This window comes from Rhizorhabdus sp. P4_G5 (assembly GCF_056401065.1).
Genome location: NZ_JBFUKB010000005.1, coordinates 26,631 through 43,641, shown reverse-complemented (window position 1 = coordinate 43,641; position 17,011 = coordinate 26,631). Strand labels below are relative to the sequence as shown.

Here is a 17,011-nt window from a genome sequence, read left to right as displayed (position 1 = left end):
GTTGGATTTCATTCCCGATTTCCCTCTTGGCGGTCGTCGCCGGTCCCGCCTTCGCGGCACCACCCGTTGCAACCGGAATTGCGGCCGCCCCGGTCCGCCTGGCGCGGCCCCCAATATGGGACATGTCGCTAAGTCATTGAAAAAATGGTGCTGCCGGTGAGGATTGAACTCACGACCTCAGCCTTACCAAGGATGCGCTCTACCACTGAGCTACGGCAGCATTGCCTGCGAAAAGCGGGCGGCCGGGTGGTCTCCCCCGGCGGTGTCGGGGGCCTATGGACAATGGCGGGGCCTGCGTCAAGGCGGCTTGCCGATTGTCTTTGAATATGGCTATCGATCGGCGATGAAGAAGCCTGCTCCTCCATCAGGTGCGTCTGCCGCGGATGAGCGTGCGGCGCGGCTGGCAGAAGCATTGCGCACCAATCTGCGCCGCCGCAAGGCCCAGGCGCGCGCCACCGGCGAGCGCAACGCGCAAGACGACGCGAAGGGCGGCGCATCGGGCAACGATCCGGATCAGTAGGGCTTTTCGCCGATCACATTGCCGCCTTCCAGATAGCGGCACACCAGCACATCGTCATCGTCGCTGCTGGCGATGGCGCAGCCTACCTCCGTGGTCGATCGCCATACCAGCTGCGTATAATGGCCGACGTCGCGCCACTGGCCGGTGGTGCTGTTGCGCGGGAACGGCCCGTTGACGAAGATCCGCCGCTCGTCGACCCACAGGTTGACCATCTGTTCGGGCGAGTAATAGCCCTTGGTACCGCGCCAGAGATTCTCCCCCTCCTCGCCATCGATGGGATCCTCATAGTCGGCGGTGTCGCTATGCTCGAGCCCGTCGATCAGCGTCAGCTGCCGCGCCCATTCGAGCGACTGCCTGGCGAGCTTGTCGCTCCATTTCAGCGGCGGGATGCCGAGCCGGACCCGTTCGGCATTATGCGCCGCAAGCAGACGGGCATCGACGTCCTGCGGCGTCCATAGCGGCGCGGCGGCGCCAACGGCCAGCAAAGCCATCGGCGCGATCAGCAGGCGAGCCATCTTCCCGCGCCACGGCTTCATTCGCTCGTCAGACCCATCTCCATGCTACGCAACTGGACGCGCGGGCCATCGATCTCGTACAACGACTCGCCGCGCCTGCCGCGTAATTTTTATGCCTGCCAGGCGGGGCTTTCAAGCAGCGGTGATGTCGCCTCGTGCAGCCACGCCGCGGCGTCGCCCGTCAGCTGCGGCGCCACGATCTCGCGCACCCTGGCGTGATAGGCGTCGACCCAGGCGATCTCGTGCCGATCGAGCATGCCCTCGTCGATCAGGGCGCGCTCATAGGGCGCGAAGGTGAGCGTCTCGAAGCCGAGCATGTCCTTCTCGGCGCCTTCGATGTCCTGCTCGACCGTCAGGATCAGATTCTCGATCCGGATGCCATATTCGCCGGCCTTGTAGTAACCCGGCTCGTCCGAGAGGATCATTCCCGGCTGCAGCGGCTCGTCGCCGCCACCGAAGGTGGCGATGCGCTGCGGCCCTTCATGGACCGACAGATAGGCGCCGACGCCATGGCCCGTGCCATGCGCATAATCGAGCCCCGCCGCCCACAGGAACTGCCGCGCCAGGATGTCGAGCTGCCCGCCCCGCGTACCCTTGGGGAAGATCGCCCTCGCCACGGCGATATGGCCCTTCAATACGCGGGTATAGCGATCGCGCATCTCCGCGGTCGGCGTGCCGATCGCCACGGTGCGGGTCACGTCGGTGGTACCGTCCTGATATTGCCCGCCCGAATCGACCAGGTAGAGCGAGCCCGGCTCGAGCCGGCGGTTGGTAGCCTCGCTCGCGCGATAATGGACCACCGCGCCGTTCGGACCTGCGCCCGAGATGGTGTCGAACGACAGATCCTTGAGCAGTCCGGTTTCGGCGCGGAACGCCTGCAGCCGATCGGAGGCAGTCAGCTCGTCGAGCCCGCCCTTGGCCGCCTCGACGGACAGCCAGTGCAGGAAGCGGCTGAGCGCCGCGCCGTCGCGTGCCTGCGCCGCCTTGTGCCCTGCGATCTCGACCTCGTTCTTGATCGCCTTGGGCAGCACGACCGGATCGCGCTCTTCGATCAACGCCGCGCCGCCCGCCTCGAGCGCCTCGAAGATCGCGGCCACCGCCCGCTCCGGATCGGCCGCCACCGTCTTGCCCGTCAGCGCCCGCAGCGCAGGTTCGAACTGCTTGCGGGCGTGGAGGCGCACGCCGTTGCCAAGGTGCTGGCGGACATCGTCATCGATCTTGTCGGGCGCGACGTAGAGGTCGGCGGTCGCGTCGGCATGGACGATGGCATAGGCCAGCGCCACCGGCGTGCGATCGACATCCTGCCCGCGGATGTTGAACGCCCAGGCGATCGAATCGAGCGCCGACAGGACCGCACTGTCCGCTTTCTTCGCGGTGAGCCAGTCTGCTATGTCCGCGCGCTTCGCGGCCGAGGCCTTGCCGGTCAGCGCATCCGGCTGAACCACGAGCCGCGCGGCCGATGGCGACGGCCGATCCGGCCAGATCGCATCGACCGGGTTGGTGTCGACGGCGACCAGCTCGGCGCCCCTGGTCGCGAGCGCCTTCTGCGCCGCCATCACCCAGCCCTTGGTATGAAGCCATGGATCATAACCGATGCGGCCGCCCGTGGTGGCGTGGGCTTCCAGCCAGGCGGCAATGCTGGTCTGCGGGACCGACTCATAGCTCCAATGCTTCCCGTCGACCTGCTCGCGCACCTGCAGCGTATAACGCCCGTCGACGAAGATCGCGGCCTCAGCCGGCAGCACCACCGCCGAACCCGCCGAGCCCTGGAAACCGGTCAGCCACGCCAGCCGCTGCGCATAGGCGCCGACATATTCGCTCATATGCTCGTCGGTCAGCGGCACGACGAAGCCGTCGAGCCTGCGCCGCGCCAGTTCCTCGCGGAGTGCCTTCAGGCGATCTTCGTAACTCGACATGGAAATGCGCCCTCAAAAGTCATCGTGCATAGATAGGCCCGCGCAAGAAGCGCGGCAACGGCACCACGAGCTAGGCCTCCAGCGCCGCGTGATGCGCCTGCGCCGTCTCGACATAGCCGGCCACGCCTTTCCGGTGTCCGGCGATCTCCTCCGGGGTGAGGTCGCGCATATATCGAGCCGGCCGGCCGCTCCACAGCTGGCCGCTCGGGATGCGCTTGCCCGGCGTCAGCATCGAGCCGGCCGCGAGCATCCCGTCGGATTCGATCACGCAGCCGTCCATCACGATCGCACCCAAGCCGACGAAGGCGCGGTCATGCAAGGTACAGCCATGCACCATAGCGAGATGGCCGATCAGCACGTCATCGCCGATGATCGTCGGGTGGGTAGCGGTCGAGACATGGACGACGCTGCCGTCCTGGATGTTGGTGCGCGCGCCGATCCGGATATGATTCACGTCGCCACGCACGACGACGTTATACCAGAGGCTGGCGCCCTCACCGATGTGGACATCGCCGATCACCCGCGCTCCAGGCGCGACGAAGGCGCTGGGGTCGATCGTCGGGCTGATGCCGCCAAAGGTCAGGATAGTCGCGCCGTCGCTCATGTGGGCCTTCCGATGCTGTAGGTAATATGGGGCCTCAGCCGCGCTTCGAGCGTCGGCCGGTCAAGGTCGAAATCTAGATCCGCGTGCCGCCGCATGCCGAGTCGCTCCATCAGGCCCCAGGATCGGACGTTGCCGATATTGGTGATCGCCCAGATGCTGTCGTCGGCAAGATTGGCCCAGCCCCAGGCCAGGCTCGCCTCCGCCGCTTCGCGCGCATAGCCCATGCCCCAATGTTCGGCGGCCAGGCGCCAGCCGATCTCGATCCGCCCCTCCAGCGGCGTACCCGGCGGCCCCGGCTTGAGCCCGCAGAAGCCGAGAAGGTCTCGGCCGGCCTTGCGTTCCACCGCCCAGAAACAATAGCCGCGTTCGGCCTGCAGCGCATTCTGCCGCGCGGTCGCCGCATCGATCTCGGCATGCGACAGCGGTGCGCCCAGATATTCCATCACCGCCGGGTCATTGCACATGGCATGGAACGGGGCCTTGTCGGCCTCTTTCCAGCCGCGCAACACCAGCCGGCCGGTTTCGATCATGCGCCGAGCAGGCGCGCCGCATGCAGCGCATGATAGGTCAGCACGCCCGAGGCGCCCGCCCGCTTGAACGCCATCAGCGTCTCCAGCACCATCGCGTCGCGATCCGCCGCGCCGGCCGCCACCGCATGCTCGATCATCGCATATTCGCCCGACACCTGGTAGGCGAACACCGGCACCTCGAACCGTTCCTTCACCAGCCGGACGATGTCGAGATAGGGCAGCCCGGGCTTGACCATCACGCTGTCGGCGCCTTCGGCCAGATCGAGCGCCACTTCGCGCAGCGCCTCCTCGGCATTGGCCGGGCTCATCTGATAGCCCTTCTTGTCGCCCTTCAGCAGCCCGCGCGTATCGACCGCGTCGCGGAACGGGCCGTAGAAGGCGGATGCATATTTGGCGGCATAGGACATGATCTGGACGTCGACATGCCCGCCGCTCTCCAGCGCGCCGCGGATCGCGCCGACCCGCCCGTCCATCATGTCGGAAGGCGCAACGATATCGCTGCCCGCCTCCGCCTGCACCAGCGCCTGGGCGACCAGCACCTCGCTGGTGGGATCGTTGAGGACATGGCCGCCCGCGTCGACCAGCCCGTCATGGCCATGGCTGGTATAGGGATCCAGCGCGACATCGGTGAGCACGCCGACATCCGGGACTGCGTCCTTGATCGTGCGGATCGCGCGACACATCAGATTATCCGGGTTGAACGCCTCGCGGCCATCGTCGCTGCGCAGCGCGCGCGGCGTATTGGGAAACAGCGCCAGGCAGGGGATGCCCGCCGCTTTCGCTTCACGGGCGCGTTCGGCAACCTGCCCGAGCGGCCAGCGCGAAACGCCTGGCAGCGAGGCGATCGGCTCCTCCGCATCGCCATTGGCGATAAACAGCGGCCAGATCAGATCGGCGGGCGTGAGGACGTTCTCGGCAAACATGGCGCGGCTCCAGCCGTGGCGGCGCGGGCGGCGCAGGCGAAGCGCGGGATAGGAAGCGTGAGTCATGCGCGTGCTTTAGCGGCTGCGCGCGACGGGCGCAAAGCACGCTGAGTCCGCCGCCTATTCATCTTCCGGGGAGAGAACTGCGCCCGAAACAACATGTGGCGCGTTCCACAGCCGCATGACCGACCAGATAGCTACGCCACGCTCGGCGATCCTCATCGTCAATGCCCTCTCTCGCCAGGGCCGCAAACAGTTCGAGACCGCCTGTGCGCGGCTTGGCGAAGCCGGCATCGACCTGATCGAAGCCATCGCGGTGGACAAGCCGGGCACGCTTTCGGAGATCGTCCGCAACGCGATGGCCAGGAAGCCGCCGATGCTGATCATGGGCGGCGGCGACGGCACTCTGTCCTCGGCCATAGATCATCTGGTGGGCACCGACACGACCTTCGCGGTGCTGCCGTTCGGCACCGCCAACAGCTTCGCCCGGTCGCTCGAAATCCCGCTCGATATCGACGGCGCGATCGACGTCATCACCGCGGGCGAGCCGCGCCGCATCGATCTCGGCGTGATCGATGGCGATTATTACTGCAATTGCGCGGCGATCGGCCTGTCGACCAAGATCGGCGATCATATCCCGCCGCTGCTGAAGAAGGCGCTCGGCCGGGTCGGCTATCTGCTATGGGCCACCTACCAGTCGATGAGGTTCAAGTCGTTTCGGTTGATCGTCACCCATGACGGCGTGCGCGAGGAGATAGAAGCGCTTGAGGTCAGGATCGCCAACGGCCCTTATCATGGCGGTGTCGAACTGGTCGACGAGGCCGATCCGGAAAGCGGGGAGATCGTCGTGCAGGCGGTGACAGGAAGCTCCGCTGCACGCCTCGGCTGGAGCTGGTTCACCAGCTATCTCAGGCTGCAGGCCCGCAAGGACACGACGATCGAATATCGCGGCAAGAAGATCCATATCGAAACGGTGCCGCCGATGAAGGTCTCGATCGATGGCGAAGTGGTCGCCAGGACACCGTGCACCGCTCGGGTGGCGGCGAAGGCGGTCTCCGTCATCGCGCCGCGGCGCGATTGATCGCGCTGCCGACCGATCAGACGGCCACCAGTTCCGCCTTCTCCGCCCTATCGGCGAGCACGCCCTTCTTCCAGCTGCCGCGCGCATAATATGCCCACGCCATGGTGCAGGTGAGGACCGAACCGAAGGGAAACGCCCACCACAGGGCATCGAACCCCAGCCATTGGTGGGCCGCGAGCGCGAAGCCGATCCGGCAGACGAACAGGCCGAGGAAGAATATGACCAGCGGCCCCACCACCGCGCCATTGGCGCGCGCGGTGCCGAACAGCACCAGCGTCATGCCCGAGAAGAGGAAGCTCCAGCCCGCAAGATGCTGGATATGCTGTGCGATCGCCATCGCCGGGCTGTCCGCGCCGAGGAACAGGCTCAGTATGGGACGGTCGAACCAGCTGACGAGTACGACGAGTATGCCGGTCAGCAGGAGATTATAGACCAACCCGCCGCGCGTGATCGCGCCCACCCGATCCCAGCGCCCGGCGCCGATATTCTGGGCAGCCATCGCGCTGACCGCGGCGCCCATCGCCATCGCCGGCATCTGGATGTAATTCCAGAGCTGGAAGGCGACGCCATAGGCCGCGGTTGCATAGACGCCGGCGCGGTTGACCAGCCCGACCATCACCAGCGCGCTCAGCGTCATCACCAGCATCTGCATCCCCATCAGCGCGCCCTTGCCCAGGATCAGGCGCAGCAGCGCCGGCTGCGGCAGGAGATAGCGGAACTCGGCGCCCCGGAGCCGGATCGGAAGGTCGCGCCAATAAACGACGATCAGCATGCCCAGCAGCGACACGACATTGGCGATGAGCGTGGCAACCGCCGAGCCGACAATTCCAAGTTCGGGAAATGGCCCGATTCCCGCGATGAAGAAGGGGTTGAGGCCGGCATCGATGGCGATGGCCAGAACCATGAACCACAGCGGCGTCATGGCGTCGCCGGCGCCGCGCAGCGTCATCATCAGCAATATGTTGAGCGAGCTGAACGGCATGGTGAGCAGCATCATCTTGAGATAGGCTGAGGCCAGTGCTGCCGCCTCGGGCGGCGTCCCCATCGCGTGCAGGAGCCTGTCGGTGAAACCGGTGCCCAGCGCTACGATGATGATCGTGATCGCCAGGAACAGCGCCGCCGCCGCACCCACGGCACGCCGTGCGCCATCGATATCCTTGCGGCCGACATGCTGGCCGACCAGCACGGTCGCCGCCATGCCGAAGCCGAAGAACAGCGAGAAGGCGAGAAACACGATGTTGGTGGCATTGGATGTCGCCGCCAGCGCGTCCTCGCCCAGGAAGCGCCCGATCCACACCATGTTGATCGAGGCGTTGAGCGACTGGAGGACATTGCCCACCAAGGTCGGGATGGCGAACAGCAGCAGGGTCTTGCCGATCGGCCCCTCGATCAGATCACGTTTGGGGGCCGCCATCTCCGCCTATCCCAGCCGCGCCAGGGCGGCGGCCAGCTGTTCGGCCTCGAGGCTTTTCTCGGCATGGTCCGCGCGCGCCTTCTCGACCGCCTCGGGCTTCGCCTTCTCGACGAAGGCGGGGTTGCCAAGGCGTCCGGCGAGGCCGTCGCGCTCCTTCTCGGCCGCCGCGATCCCCTTGGCCAGGCGCGCGCGCTCGGCTTCGAGGTCGATCACGCCTTCGAGCGGCAGCACATAGGTCGCCTCGTCGACGACGACCTGGGCAGCACCGCCGGTGGGCGCCTCGCCCTCGGCGACCTCGATGCGCGCGAGGCGGGCGATCGCCGCGCTGTTGGCGGCAAGGCGCGCCCTTGTCGCATCGCTCGCCCCACGGGCATAGCCCTTGAGCCTGGCGCCGGGCGGCACGTTCAGCCCGGTGCGCGCAGTGCGGATCTCGCTCACCAGCCGGATCAGCCAGTCGATTTCCTGCTGCGCCGCCGGATCGATCGCCCGCGCGTCAGCCATCGGCCACTTCGCGACGATGATGTCGTAGGGCCGCTCGCCAAGAGCATGCCACAGCTCCTCGGTGATGAACGGCATGAACGGGTGGAGCATGACGAGGATCTGGTCGAGCGCCCAGCCGGCGACCGCGCGGGTCTCGGTGGCCTGCGCCTCGTCCGCGCCCTCGGCCAGCAGCGGCTTGGTCAGCTCGATATACCAGTCGCAGAAGCTCGCCCAGACGAAGTGATAGATGGTATTCGCCGCCTCGTCATAGCGCAGGTCGGCGATGGCGAGATCGAGCGCCTGCACCGTCTTGACGGTCTCGGCGATGATCCAGCGGTTGACCGCGAGCTCGGCTCTGGGCGCTTCGAGGCTGGTCGACGCGCCGATGCCGTTGCCCTGCGCGAAGCGCGCGGCGTTCCACAGCTTGGTCGCGAAGTTGCGATAGCCTTCGACGCGCTTCTCATCCAGCTTGATGTCGCGCCCCTGGCTTTCCATCGCGGTCAGCGTGAAGCGCAGCGCATCCGCGCCGTACTTGTCGATCAGGCCGAGCGGGTCGACGGTGTTGCCCTTCGACTTCGACATTTTCGAGCCGTCGGCGGCGCGCACCAGGCCATGCAGGTACAGCGTCTTGAACGGCACCTCACCCATGAAGTGCAGCCCCTGCATGATCATCCGCGCGTCCCAGAAGAACAGGATGTCGAAGCCCGAGATCAGCACGTCGTTCGGGTAGTGGCGGCTCAGGAGAGACTTCCCCGCTCCGTTCGTCCCGAGCGACGTCGAGGAACCTTCGCTCGAAGACCGTGTCTCGACTTCGCTCGGCACGAACGGTTCTCTCTGGAGCGGCGCGTCAGGCCAGCCGAGCGTTCCGAACGGCCACAGCGCCGACGAGAACCAGGTATCGAGCACGTCACCGTCGCGGGTCAGCTTCCGACCGCCAGCCTGGGCCTGCGCCCCAGCCTCGTCTTCGGCGACATAGACCTGGCCATCCTCGTCATACCAGGCCGGGATCTGGTGGCCCCACCAAAGCTGGCGCGACACGCACCAGGGCTGGATATTCTCGAGCCAGTTATAATAGGTCTTGGTCCAGCTTTCGGGCACCACGCGGATCGCGCCCGAGCGCACCGCCTCGATCGCCGGCTTCGCCAGCGTCTCCGCATCGACATACCATTGGTCGGTCAGCCACGGCTCGATCACCACGCCCGAGCGGTCGCCATAAGGCGTCTGGATGGTGCGATCCTCGATCTTCTCGAGCAGGCCGGCCGCGTCGATGGCCTCGACGACCTGCTTGCGCGCCTCGAACCGGTCAAGGCCAAGATAGCCGGCCGGGATAAGCCCGTCGCTGGTCTGGACGACCTTTGCCTCGCCATCGAGCATGTTGAGCATCTCGCCGGCCTTGAAGCCCGCGCGCTTGCCCACCTCGAAGTCGTTGAAGTCGTGCCCCGGCGTGATCTTCACCGCACCCGAGCCAAGCTCGGGATCGGCATGCTCATCGGCGACGATCGGGATGAGCCGGCCGGTGATCGGCAGCCTGACCTGTCGGCCGATCAGCGCCTTGTAGCGCTCGTCCTCAGGGTTCACCGCAACGGCCATGTCGGCGAGCATCGTCTCGGGCCGTGTCGTCGCGACCGAGATCGCGCCGCTGCCATCGGCGAGCGGATAGCTGAAATGCCAGAATTTGCCGGCGATCTCGCGCGTCTCGACCTCGAGATCGGAGATCGCGGTCTTGAGGCCCGGATCCCAGTTCACCAGCCGCTTGTCGCGATAGAGCAGCTTCTGGTTGTAGAGATCGACGAACACCTTGAGGACGGCCTTGGAAAAACCCTCGTCCATGGTGAAGCGTTCATTGGCCCAGTCGCACGACGCCCCGAGCCGGCGAAGCTGGCGGGTGATCGTGCCGCCGCTCTCTTCCTTCCATTCCCAGACCTTGGCGATGAAATCGTCGCGGCTGAAATCGGTGCGCTTCTGGCCGGCGGCGTTGAGCTGCCGCTCGACCACCATCTGGGTGGCAATGCCGGCATGATCGGTCCCGACCACCCACAGCGCGTCCTTGCCCTTCAACCGGGCGTGGCGGATCAGCACGTCCTGCAGCGTATCGTCGAGCGCATGGCCGATGTGCAGGCTGCCGGTGACGTTGGGCGGCGGGATGACGATCGTATAAGGCTCTGAATCGGGGCGCTCCGGGCGGAACAGCCCCTGCTCTTCCCAGTAGGCATACCAGCGCGCCTCGATGGCTGCGGGGTCGAACGTCTTGTCTATCGTCATGATGGCAGTGGCTTTAGCGGGGGAATGCTGCACCGCGCCACCCCATAATCCTATTTTCCTATCCCCTGCCGCTCGCTTTGAGCGAAGTCGAGGAGCACGCCCGAACGAAGTGAGGGCTTCCGGCTCCGCTCGACATGCGTCCGCGACATCGCTCGAACAGAACCGCTCTATTTTTTCACATGCTTGTCCATCCAGCCGAGCACCTCGTCATACCACTGGATGCTGTTCCGGGGCTTGAGGATCCAGTGGTTCTCGTCCGGGAATATCACGAGCCGCGATTCCACGCCTCGGCGCTGGGCGGCGGTGAAGCCGGCGATGCCCTGGGTATAGGGGATGCGGAAATCCTTCTCGCCATGGATAAACAGCATCGGCGTCTTCCACGTAGTGACATGATTGACCGGGTTCCACTTCTCATAGCTCTGCGGGACCTCGTAATAGGGGCCGCCATGCTCCCATTCGTCGAACCACAGCTCCTCCGTTTCATAGGCCATGGCGCGGGCGTCGAACACGCCGGCATGCGTCACCAGGCATTTGAACCCATCGGGCCAGTTGCCGGCGATCCAGTTGGTCATATAGCCGCCATAGGAGCCGCCCGCCGCGCAGGCGTTGCCGCCGTCGAGCCAGCTGTAACGGGCGGTCGCCGCGGCGAGGCCGAGCTTCAGATCCTCCAGCGGCTTGCCGCCCCAGTCCTGGTTGATCGCGTCGGTGAAGGCCTGGCCGTAGCCGTTCGAGCCATGGAAATCGACCATCACCGCGCCATAGCCGGCCCCCGCGAACACCGCGGGATTCCAGCGATAGGACCAGCCATTGCCGAACGAGCCCTGCGGTCCGCCATGGATCAGGAAGGCGATCGGCGCCTTCGCTCCCGCTGCCAATCCGGCCGGCTTGACCGCATAGGCCCAGACGATGTCGCCATTGGCGCCCTTGAAGCTGAAATGCTCGATGCCGGGCATGTCGATGCCGGCGAGCCTGTCCTTGTTGACCGAGGTCAGCCGCACTGGCTTGCCCTTGCCGATCGCGGCGTAGAGGTCGGCCGGCGCGGTCAGGCTGTTTAATGTATAGACATAACCCTTCGGCGTCGCGAGCACGCCGCCGGCGGTGCCGGCGCCGGTGAGCCTCGTCACCTTGCCGTTCGCGACCGACACCGCGAATAGCGGCTCGTCGCCGGTATCGAGCGCGGTCACGTAGAGCGACGTGCCGTCATGGCTCCAGGTCAGGCTTGCGGGTGACTGGTCCCAGCCCTCGGTCAGCGGCTTGACCTCGCCGGTCGCAAGATTGCGCAGCTGGATCACCAGCCGGTCGGACTCATAGCCAGGCCGCTTCATCGCCGCATAAGCGAGCCATTTTCCGTCGGGCGACACGGTCGGCAGCGTATCGGTCGCGTCATTGGCATCGGTCAGGTTGACGGGCGGCGTCGAGCCATCGGCCGGAGCCGCGAAGATATCGAGGTTGGTCGACAGCGGCTCGGTCGTGCCCGCCTCGCGAAGCGCGAAATAGACGGTCCTTCCGTCGCGGCTCCAGGCGATCTCGCTGCCATCGCCAAAGGGCCTGGAGGGCGTGTCGCCGACCAGCCCGCCTTCGATCGCCACGCCGTTGCCCGAGGCTTTGCCGCCGGCCAGCGGCAGCACGAAGATCTGCGAACGCTGGCCATCGCTCCATGTGTCCCAATGGCGGATGAAATAACCATCATAGGTGCGCGCGCTGCCACCGGTCGCGGCGGGCTTGGTGTCAGCCAGCGACTTCGCGCCGACCGGCCGCGCCGCCCACACCAGCAGCCTGTCGCCGGTCGGCGCGATCCTGAAGCCGTCGACGTCCTGGCCAGCGACCAGCTCGGGCTCGCCGCCTGCGATGGCAACCCGCCAGATGCCGCCCTTCCCGCCCTTGTCGGCGGTGAAAAACACCCAGCGCCCGTCCGGCGAGAATGCCGGCGAAGCCTCATTGACCGCCGGATCGGCGGCGAGCCTTTCGGGAAGGGCGCCTTTCTTCGACAGATCGAGCCGCCATAGATCGGTTCGGCCCTTGTTCGCGGCGAGATCGGTCTCGCGCTGGTCCCAGACCAGCCAGCGTCCGTCCGGCGACACGTCGGCGCCGCCGATGCGCGAGAAGGATGCCACGTCGTTGATCGTGAGCGGGCGGGCATGCGCGGCTGCGCCAATGCCCGCGGCGAGGCCAAGGGCCAGGAGCGGGAGTTTCTGCATGGACAGGGACTAAACCAGTTGCCGCGCAGCGCCAAGCGCCGTGTCAGCGAGGTGGTACACTGGCCGGGCTATCCGTCCTTTTCGGTCATCCGCCGGATCTCGGCCTGCACCAGCCGCTCGACCATGTCGGGCAGGTTCCTGTCGATCCACTCGGAGAGCAGGGGCTGCAGCATCTCCCGCACCAAGGCGTCGAGCGTCACATCGCCCCCGCTGGGCCGGGGAGCCGGGGTGCGCGGCATCAGGTCGCGCGGGACCGGGCGCGGCGCCGGCTGCGGCATCTCGGCCTCGGCGCGGCGCAGGCGGTCGACAGCGCGCTGCACCGGCTGGGGCGATGGCTGGGCCGACGGCTGGGGCAGTGGCTCGAGCGGCGGCGCGAAGGGCTCGGGCGCACGATCGGTCAGTTCCAGGATCGAATCGGCGGACGGAGGCTCGCTGCGCCTGGGCCAGGAGGGAAGCGGCGCGGGGGCCGGTTGGCCGGGCCCCATCGACGGAGCCGGCCCCGCCTGCGGCACTGGCGCCGCGCGCTGGGGCGCCGCCGGAGCCGCCTGCGGCTGGGGCGCCGGCGGATCGTCGGCTATGATGCGTTTGATGGAAGCCAGTATATCTTCCATCGAGGGTTCGGAACGCGGATCGGCCATGCGCCCGATATAAGCTATTTCTCGGGGCTTGCCACCGGGCTGTGCGGTGGGACCGCGGAAAAGCTCGGCTGGCCGAGCGTCGATGTCGCGACCGGCTTCGGCTTGGGATCGCTGTCCCAATCCCAGATGCGGTTATGGACCCGCGTATAGTTGGCGACGGGATCGTACAGCGAGCCGCCGTCGAGCCCGAGATCCTTGGCCTGCGCACGCCCCATCGCCGCCAGCAGGGCGAAACCGGCCACATAGGCGTCGCGCTTGGCCGAGACGAGCGTGGACCGTGCATTGAGCAATTCCTGCTCGGCGTTCAGCACGTCGAGCACGTTGCGGGTGCCGACCCCCTGCTCGGCGCGAACGCCTTCGAGCGCGAGTTCGTTGGCCGACACCGCGGCCAGCGATGAGTCGATCACGCCCAGCGACGCCTGATAGCGCGAGAAGGCGGTGCGCGCGTCGGCGATCACCGCGCGTTCGGCCGCGGTCTGCGCCTCGATCGCCTGGCTCTTGCGCGCCTGCGCCTGGCGAACGCGCGCGCCGGGCTCCCCGCCCTGGAAGATCGGGATCTGCGCCTGCACGCCCAGCGTCGCGGTCTTGTCGATCTGCTTCACGCCCGCGGCACCGCCGGCCAGCGTACCGCGATAGTCGGTATAGTCGCCGGTTCCAAATGCCGACAGGCGCGGCATCCTCAAAGACTGGGCGATGCCGACGTCGTAATCGGCGGCGCGGGACGCCTGGCGCGCTGCGGCCAGATCGGGATTGTTGGCCACCGCCACATCGACCGCTTCCTCGGACATCGCCGGAAGGCCGGGCAGCGGCGGCGGCGGCTCCAGATTGTCGGGGAACTTGCCGACCACTTCGAGATAGGCCTGGCGGCTGGCGTCGAGCTGCGCCTGCGCAGATTGGAGGCTGCTCCGCGCGCCAGCCAGCCGCGCCTGCGATTGGGCGACGTCGGTGCGGGTCAGGTCGCCAACCTGGAAACGATCGCGGCTCGCCTGAAGGTCGGTTTCGAGCACCTTTACATTGCCCGCGTTGAGATCGACGATCGCGGTGTCGCGGATCACGTCCATATAAGCGGCAACGGCGTTGGTGAACACGTCGCCCTCTGTGGCCTGCAGGCTTGCGCGGCCCTGCTGAACCCGCGCCTTGGCCGCGCGCACCGAATTGCGCACGAACCCTCCCTCATAGAGCGGCACGGTAACGGTCGCCGAGCCGCCGAGCGCCTCCTTGGGCGAAGTGAAGCTGTTGGCCGAGCGCTTGACGAATTTGTTGTAGCTCGCGGTCGCGCTGACATCGGGCAGGCCCTGGGCGCGGGCAATCGCGACATTCTCGTCGACTGCGCGCAGCCCGGCGCGCGCGCCGGTCAATGTCGGGTTGGACGCGTAAGCCTGGCTGAGCGCGTCGCGCAGCGTGTCGGCGGAGGCCATTGCGGGAAGGCCGGCGATCATCATCGCAGCGATCGAAACACTCCAGCGGGCCACTGGCACCGCGCCCCCCAACGTGAACTTCACCGAATACATCCCTGTCAGAAACTGAAGGCGGCAGGCTTGGCGAAGCCGGGCAGATGAGCGGCATCGGCATCCGCGAAGGAAGTCGTGCCGAAGCCGCGGCCGGCGCGGACGCCGGAGACGAGCCGCGTGACGCCCTGATCGATCAGCGCACCCACCAGCCGGCCGCCATCGGCCAGCTGGTCGATCAACGCCTGCGGCACCTCCTCGACAGCGCCGTCGAGCAGGATCAGCGAATAGGGAGCGCCCTTCTTGCTGCCGGCCGGAAGCGCGGCCTTGACCCAGGTCGCGCCCGGCACGTTCTTCTTGCCCAGCGCGAGCAGTTCGGCGTCTTCCTCGACCGCGACGACCTCCGCACCCAGCTTCTCGAGCAGCGCCGCCGTATAGCCCGTCGCCGCGCCGACCACGAGCGCCTTATCGCCCGGGGACACGTCGGCCTGGGTCAACAGCCGCCCGGTGACCATCGGCGGGCTAAGCTCGCGCCCGGCACCGATCGGCAGCGCCAGATCGGCATAAGCGAGCACCGCCTTGTCCGCCGGCACGAAACGCTCGCGCGGCACCTCGCCCATCGCCGCGACCACGCGCGGATCGTTGACTCCGGTCGTCCGGAGCTGGCTGGCCACCATGGCTCGGCGCATCTGCTCGAAATTCTGCTCGGTCACTGGGCTTTCCCGATATTAGTGTCTTATCCCTACAATACAGCAGGGCGAGGTTCAAGGCTTTACCGCGTCACTGCATCACCGCCAAGCGCGATTAGCTCCCGCTGGATCGCGACGATCGCGCCGATCATGGTTGACATTCCAGCCCCCTACCGCCATTGCCGCGCTCCGCTGGCCCGATGGCGGAGTGGTTACGCAGAGGACTGCAAATCCTTGCACGCCGGTTCGATTCCGGCTCGGGCCTCCACCTCCTGAACCGCTGACCTATATGTCGGCTTGTCGGCATCAACATCTCGATGCTGCCGGTCTGGGACATCTGTAATTCAGCTGATCCGTAGCGTTTATCGCCCACCGATCCTCCGAATGGTCGGAAGGGGCGCCATCGCCATTGCACGTCAGCCATGGCCGCTCGGCGCATGGTCGGCCGCCACTCGTTCGGGGCGAAAGCCGGCCTGCCAGCCTGTACGGGCAACAAATAGCGACCAGCGGCAGGCCCCGAACGATGGGCTCGCCGCGCAGTCTGCATGTTCACTTTTCGGAGTGAAGTTGGCGACATTCCGCACAGCGCACCTGTGCAAATCATCAGTTCCCGTCGGAGCGGCCCATATCCTACTGTGAAATAAATCCGCTTCCGTGCGCCTCATGCCGCGACCAGGCAGGACGCGGATGGCAGAACTTCTACTGCTCATCGCCAAGGCTCAAGATTGCGCTTCGCCGATCCGCGACAGAAGACGCCGGCGCAACGCCGGCCACATGGTTTGAAAGGCAGATATCGGCATGGCTGGAAGACTACAGGGTAAGAGCGCGATCATTCTCGGCGCTGCCAATCGCGACAACATGGCGCAGGTGATCGCCCGCCGCCTCGTCCAGGAAGGCGCCGCCGTCGCCGTCGCCGGCCGCAAGATGGATGAGCTCGAGCGTTTTGCATCCGAGATCGGCGGGCATGCCATGCGCTGCGACATTACGCGGCGTGACGAGGTCTTCGCATTGGCGGCCGAGGCGAAGGAAAGGCTCGGGCGACTGGACATAGCCATCAACGCCACCGGATGGGGTCTCCTGACCGGCTTCCTCGAAACCACCGAGGAAGAGTTCGATCAGATGAGCGCGCTTCAGTTCAAGGGGCCGTTCCTGTTCATGCAGGCGATGATCGGCGCGATGGACCAGGGCGGATCGATCATCCAGATCAGCTCCGCGACGGCGAAGATCATGCTCAACGACCACGCCGCCTATATGGGCGCGAAGGCGGGCACGGATCACATCGTCCGCGTCGCCGCGCACGAATTCGGATCGCGCGGCATCCGGGTAAACTCGATCTCGCCAGGCCTCACCGCGACACCCATGACGGCCGATGCCATGGCCATTCCGGGTCTCGCCGAAGCCTTCCTGCCGGGCTACCCGCTAGGCCGCGTCGGCACGGCCGAAGATATTGCGGCAGCCTGCGTTTTCGTCGCATCCGACGAATGCTTCATGACCGGCGAGAATCTGCAGGTGAACGGCGGCCTGACATTGCGCCGCAATCCCACGCGCGAGGAGATCACCGCCTCGATCCAAGCGCATGGCCAGGCCGCGAATCCGGCCGCCTGAGCGATCACCGCTACCCGCCAGGCCGGATATCGCCGGTACGATGGTCAATCTCGTCCCGGCCGGCTCGCCGTTGCCCGCACCGTCGGCTGACACTGGATAACGGCATCGCGCCGGACCGCGAAAAGGCCGACCGCCCCGGTGGTGGGGGCCAAAAAGGGCGATCGGCCAATTCGCCAGATATGGATGGC

14 protein-coding genes and 2 tRNA genes are annotated in these 17,011 nt (G+C 66.5%); 4 read left to right on the top strand and 12 right to left on the bottom strand.

Going from position 1 to position 17,011, the window contains the following annotated elements; all coding sequences use genetic code 11:
• Positions 1-145: 145 nt before the first annotated feature.
• Positions 146-220: transfer RNA gene (locus AC1DQK_RS10015), tRNA-Thr, on the bottom strand.
• 123 nt (positions 221-343) lie between these two features.
• On the opposite strand from AC1DQK_RS10015, the gene AC1DQK_RS10010 reads away from it, so the two are divergent.
• A complete protein-coding gene (locus AC1DQK_RS10010) occupies positions 344-520 on the top strand; it encodes a hypothetical protein (protein WP_477869974.1) in 177 nt (58 codons plus the stop codon).
• On the opposite strand, the gene AC1DQK_RS10005 is transcribed toward AC1DQK_RS10010, so the two are convergent.
• The 5 genes from AC1DQK_RS10005 to hemB all read right to left on the bottom strand — a co-directional run bounded on the left by AC1DQK_RS10005 (position 514) and on the right by hemB (position 5,074).
• Positions 514-1,035 (bottom strand): CAP domain-containing protein, encoded by a 522-nt coding sequence (locus AC1DQK_RS10005; RefSeq protein WP_477869972.1) that lies wholly within the window; start codon positions 1,033-1,035, stop codon positions 514-516. The two genes, AC1DQK_RS10010 and AC1DQK_RS10005, sit on opposite strands and share 7 nt — an antisense overlap.
• Positions 1,036-1,145: 110 nt before the next feature.
• Positions 1,146-2,951, bottom strand: a complete 1,806-nt coding sequence (locus tag AC1DQK_RS10000; protein WP_477869970.1) for an aminopeptidase P family protein — start codon at positions 2,949-2,951, stop codon at positions 1,146-1,148.
• Between the two features lie 70 nt (positions 2,952-3,021).
• Positions 3,022-3,555, bottom strand: coding sequence for a gamma carbonic anhydrase family protein (locus AC1DQK_RS09995; RefSeq protein WP_477869968.1), 534 nt, complete (start codon positions 3,553-3,555; stop codon positions 3,022-3,024).
• Complete coding sequence (locus AC1DQK_RS09990) at positions 3,552-4,085, bottom strand: GNAT family N-acetyltransferase (protein WP_477869966.1); 534 nt, start codon at positions 4,083-4,085, stop codon at positions 3,552-3,554. The genes AC1DQK_RS09995 and AC1DQK_RS09990 overlap by 4 nt, the downstream gene beginning before the upstream one ends.
• Positions 4,082-5,074: a porphobilinogen synthase gene (hemB, locus tag AC1DQK_RS09985; RefSeq protein WP_477869964.1), complete on the bottom strand. Its 993-nt coding sequence runs from the start codon at positions 5,072-5,074 to the stop codon at positions 4,082-4,084. Before hemB ends, AC1DQK_RS09990 begins: the two co-directional genes overlap by 4 nt.
• A gap of 115 nt (positions 5,075-5,189) precedes the next feature.
• On the opposite strand from hemB, the gene AC1DQK_RS09980 reads away from it, so the two are divergent.
• Positions 5,190-6,089 (top strand): diacylglycerol/lipid kinase family protein, encoded by a 900-nt coding sequence (locus tag AC1DQK_RS09980; protein ID WP_477869962.1) that lies wholly within the window; start codon positions 5,190-5,192, stop codon positions 6,087-6,089.
• A gap of 16 nt (positions 6,090-6,105) precedes the next feature.
• Here AC1DQK_RS09980 and AC1DQK_RS09975 read toward each other — a convergent pair whose 3' ends face one another.
• From AC1DQK_RS09975 to AC1DQK_RS09950, 6 genes are all read right to left on the bottom strand, one after another.
• Positions 6,106-7,503 (bottom strand): MATE family efflux transporter, encoded by a 1,398-nt coding sequence (locus AC1DQK_RS09975; protein WP_477869960.1) that lies wholly within the window; start codon positions 7,501-7,503, stop codon positions 6,106-6,108.
• Between the two features lie 6 nt (positions 7,504-7,509).
• Positions 7,510-10,245, bottom strand: coding sequence for a valine--tRNA ligase (locus tag AC1DQK_RS09970; protein ID WP_477869958.1), 2,736 nt, complete (start codon positions 10,243-10,245; stop codon positions 7,510-7,512).
• 167 nt (positions 10,246-10,412) lie between these two features.
• The gene (locus tag AC1DQK_RS09965; RefSeq protein WP_477869956.1) at positions 10,413-12,443 is read right to left on the bottom strand and encodes a dipeptidyl-peptidase 5; all 2,031 of its coding nucleotides are present in this window, start codon (positions 12,441-12,443) and stop codon (positions 10,413-10,415) included.
• 68 nt (positions 12,444-12,511) lie between these two features.
• Positions 12,512-13,054: a DUF2497 domain-containing protein gene (locus AC1DQK_RS09960; protein WP_477869954.1), complete on the bottom strand. Its 543-nt coding sequence runs from the start codon at positions 13,052-13,054 to the stop codon at positions 12,512-12,514.
• Positions 13,055-13,095: 41 nt separating this feature from the next.
• A complete protein-coding gene (locus AC1DQK_RS09955) occupies positions 13,096-14,592 on the bottom strand; it encodes a TolC family outer membrane protein (protein WP_477869952.1) in 1,497 nt (498 codons plus the stop codon).
• A 5-nt stretch (positions 14,593-14,597) separates the two neighbouring features.
• The gene (locus AC1DQK_RS09950; RefSeq protein WP_477869950.1) at positions 14,598-15,242 is read right to left on the bottom strand and encodes a protein-L-isoaspartate O-methyltransferase family protein; all 645 of its coding nucleotides are present in this window, start codon (positions 15,240-15,242) and stop codon (positions 14,598-14,600) included.
• Between the two features lie 170 nt (positions 15,243-15,412).
• Between AC1DQK_RS09950 and AC1DQK_RS09945 the strand changes: the two genes are divergently transcribed.
• Together AC1DQK_RS09945 and AC1DQK_RS09940 are read left to right on the top strand one after the other, a co-directional pair.
• Positions 15,413-15,486 (top strand) — tRNA-Cys (locus AC1DQK_RS09945).
• Between the two features lie 530 nt (positions 15,487-16,016).
• Positions 16,017-16,823 (top strand): SDR family oxidoreductase, encoded by an 807-nt coding sequence (locus AC1DQK_RS09940; protein WP_477869948.1) that lies wholly within the window; start codon positions 16,017-16,019, stop codon positions 16,821-16,823.
• The last annotated feature ends 188 nt before the right edge of the window (positions 16,824-17,011 follow it).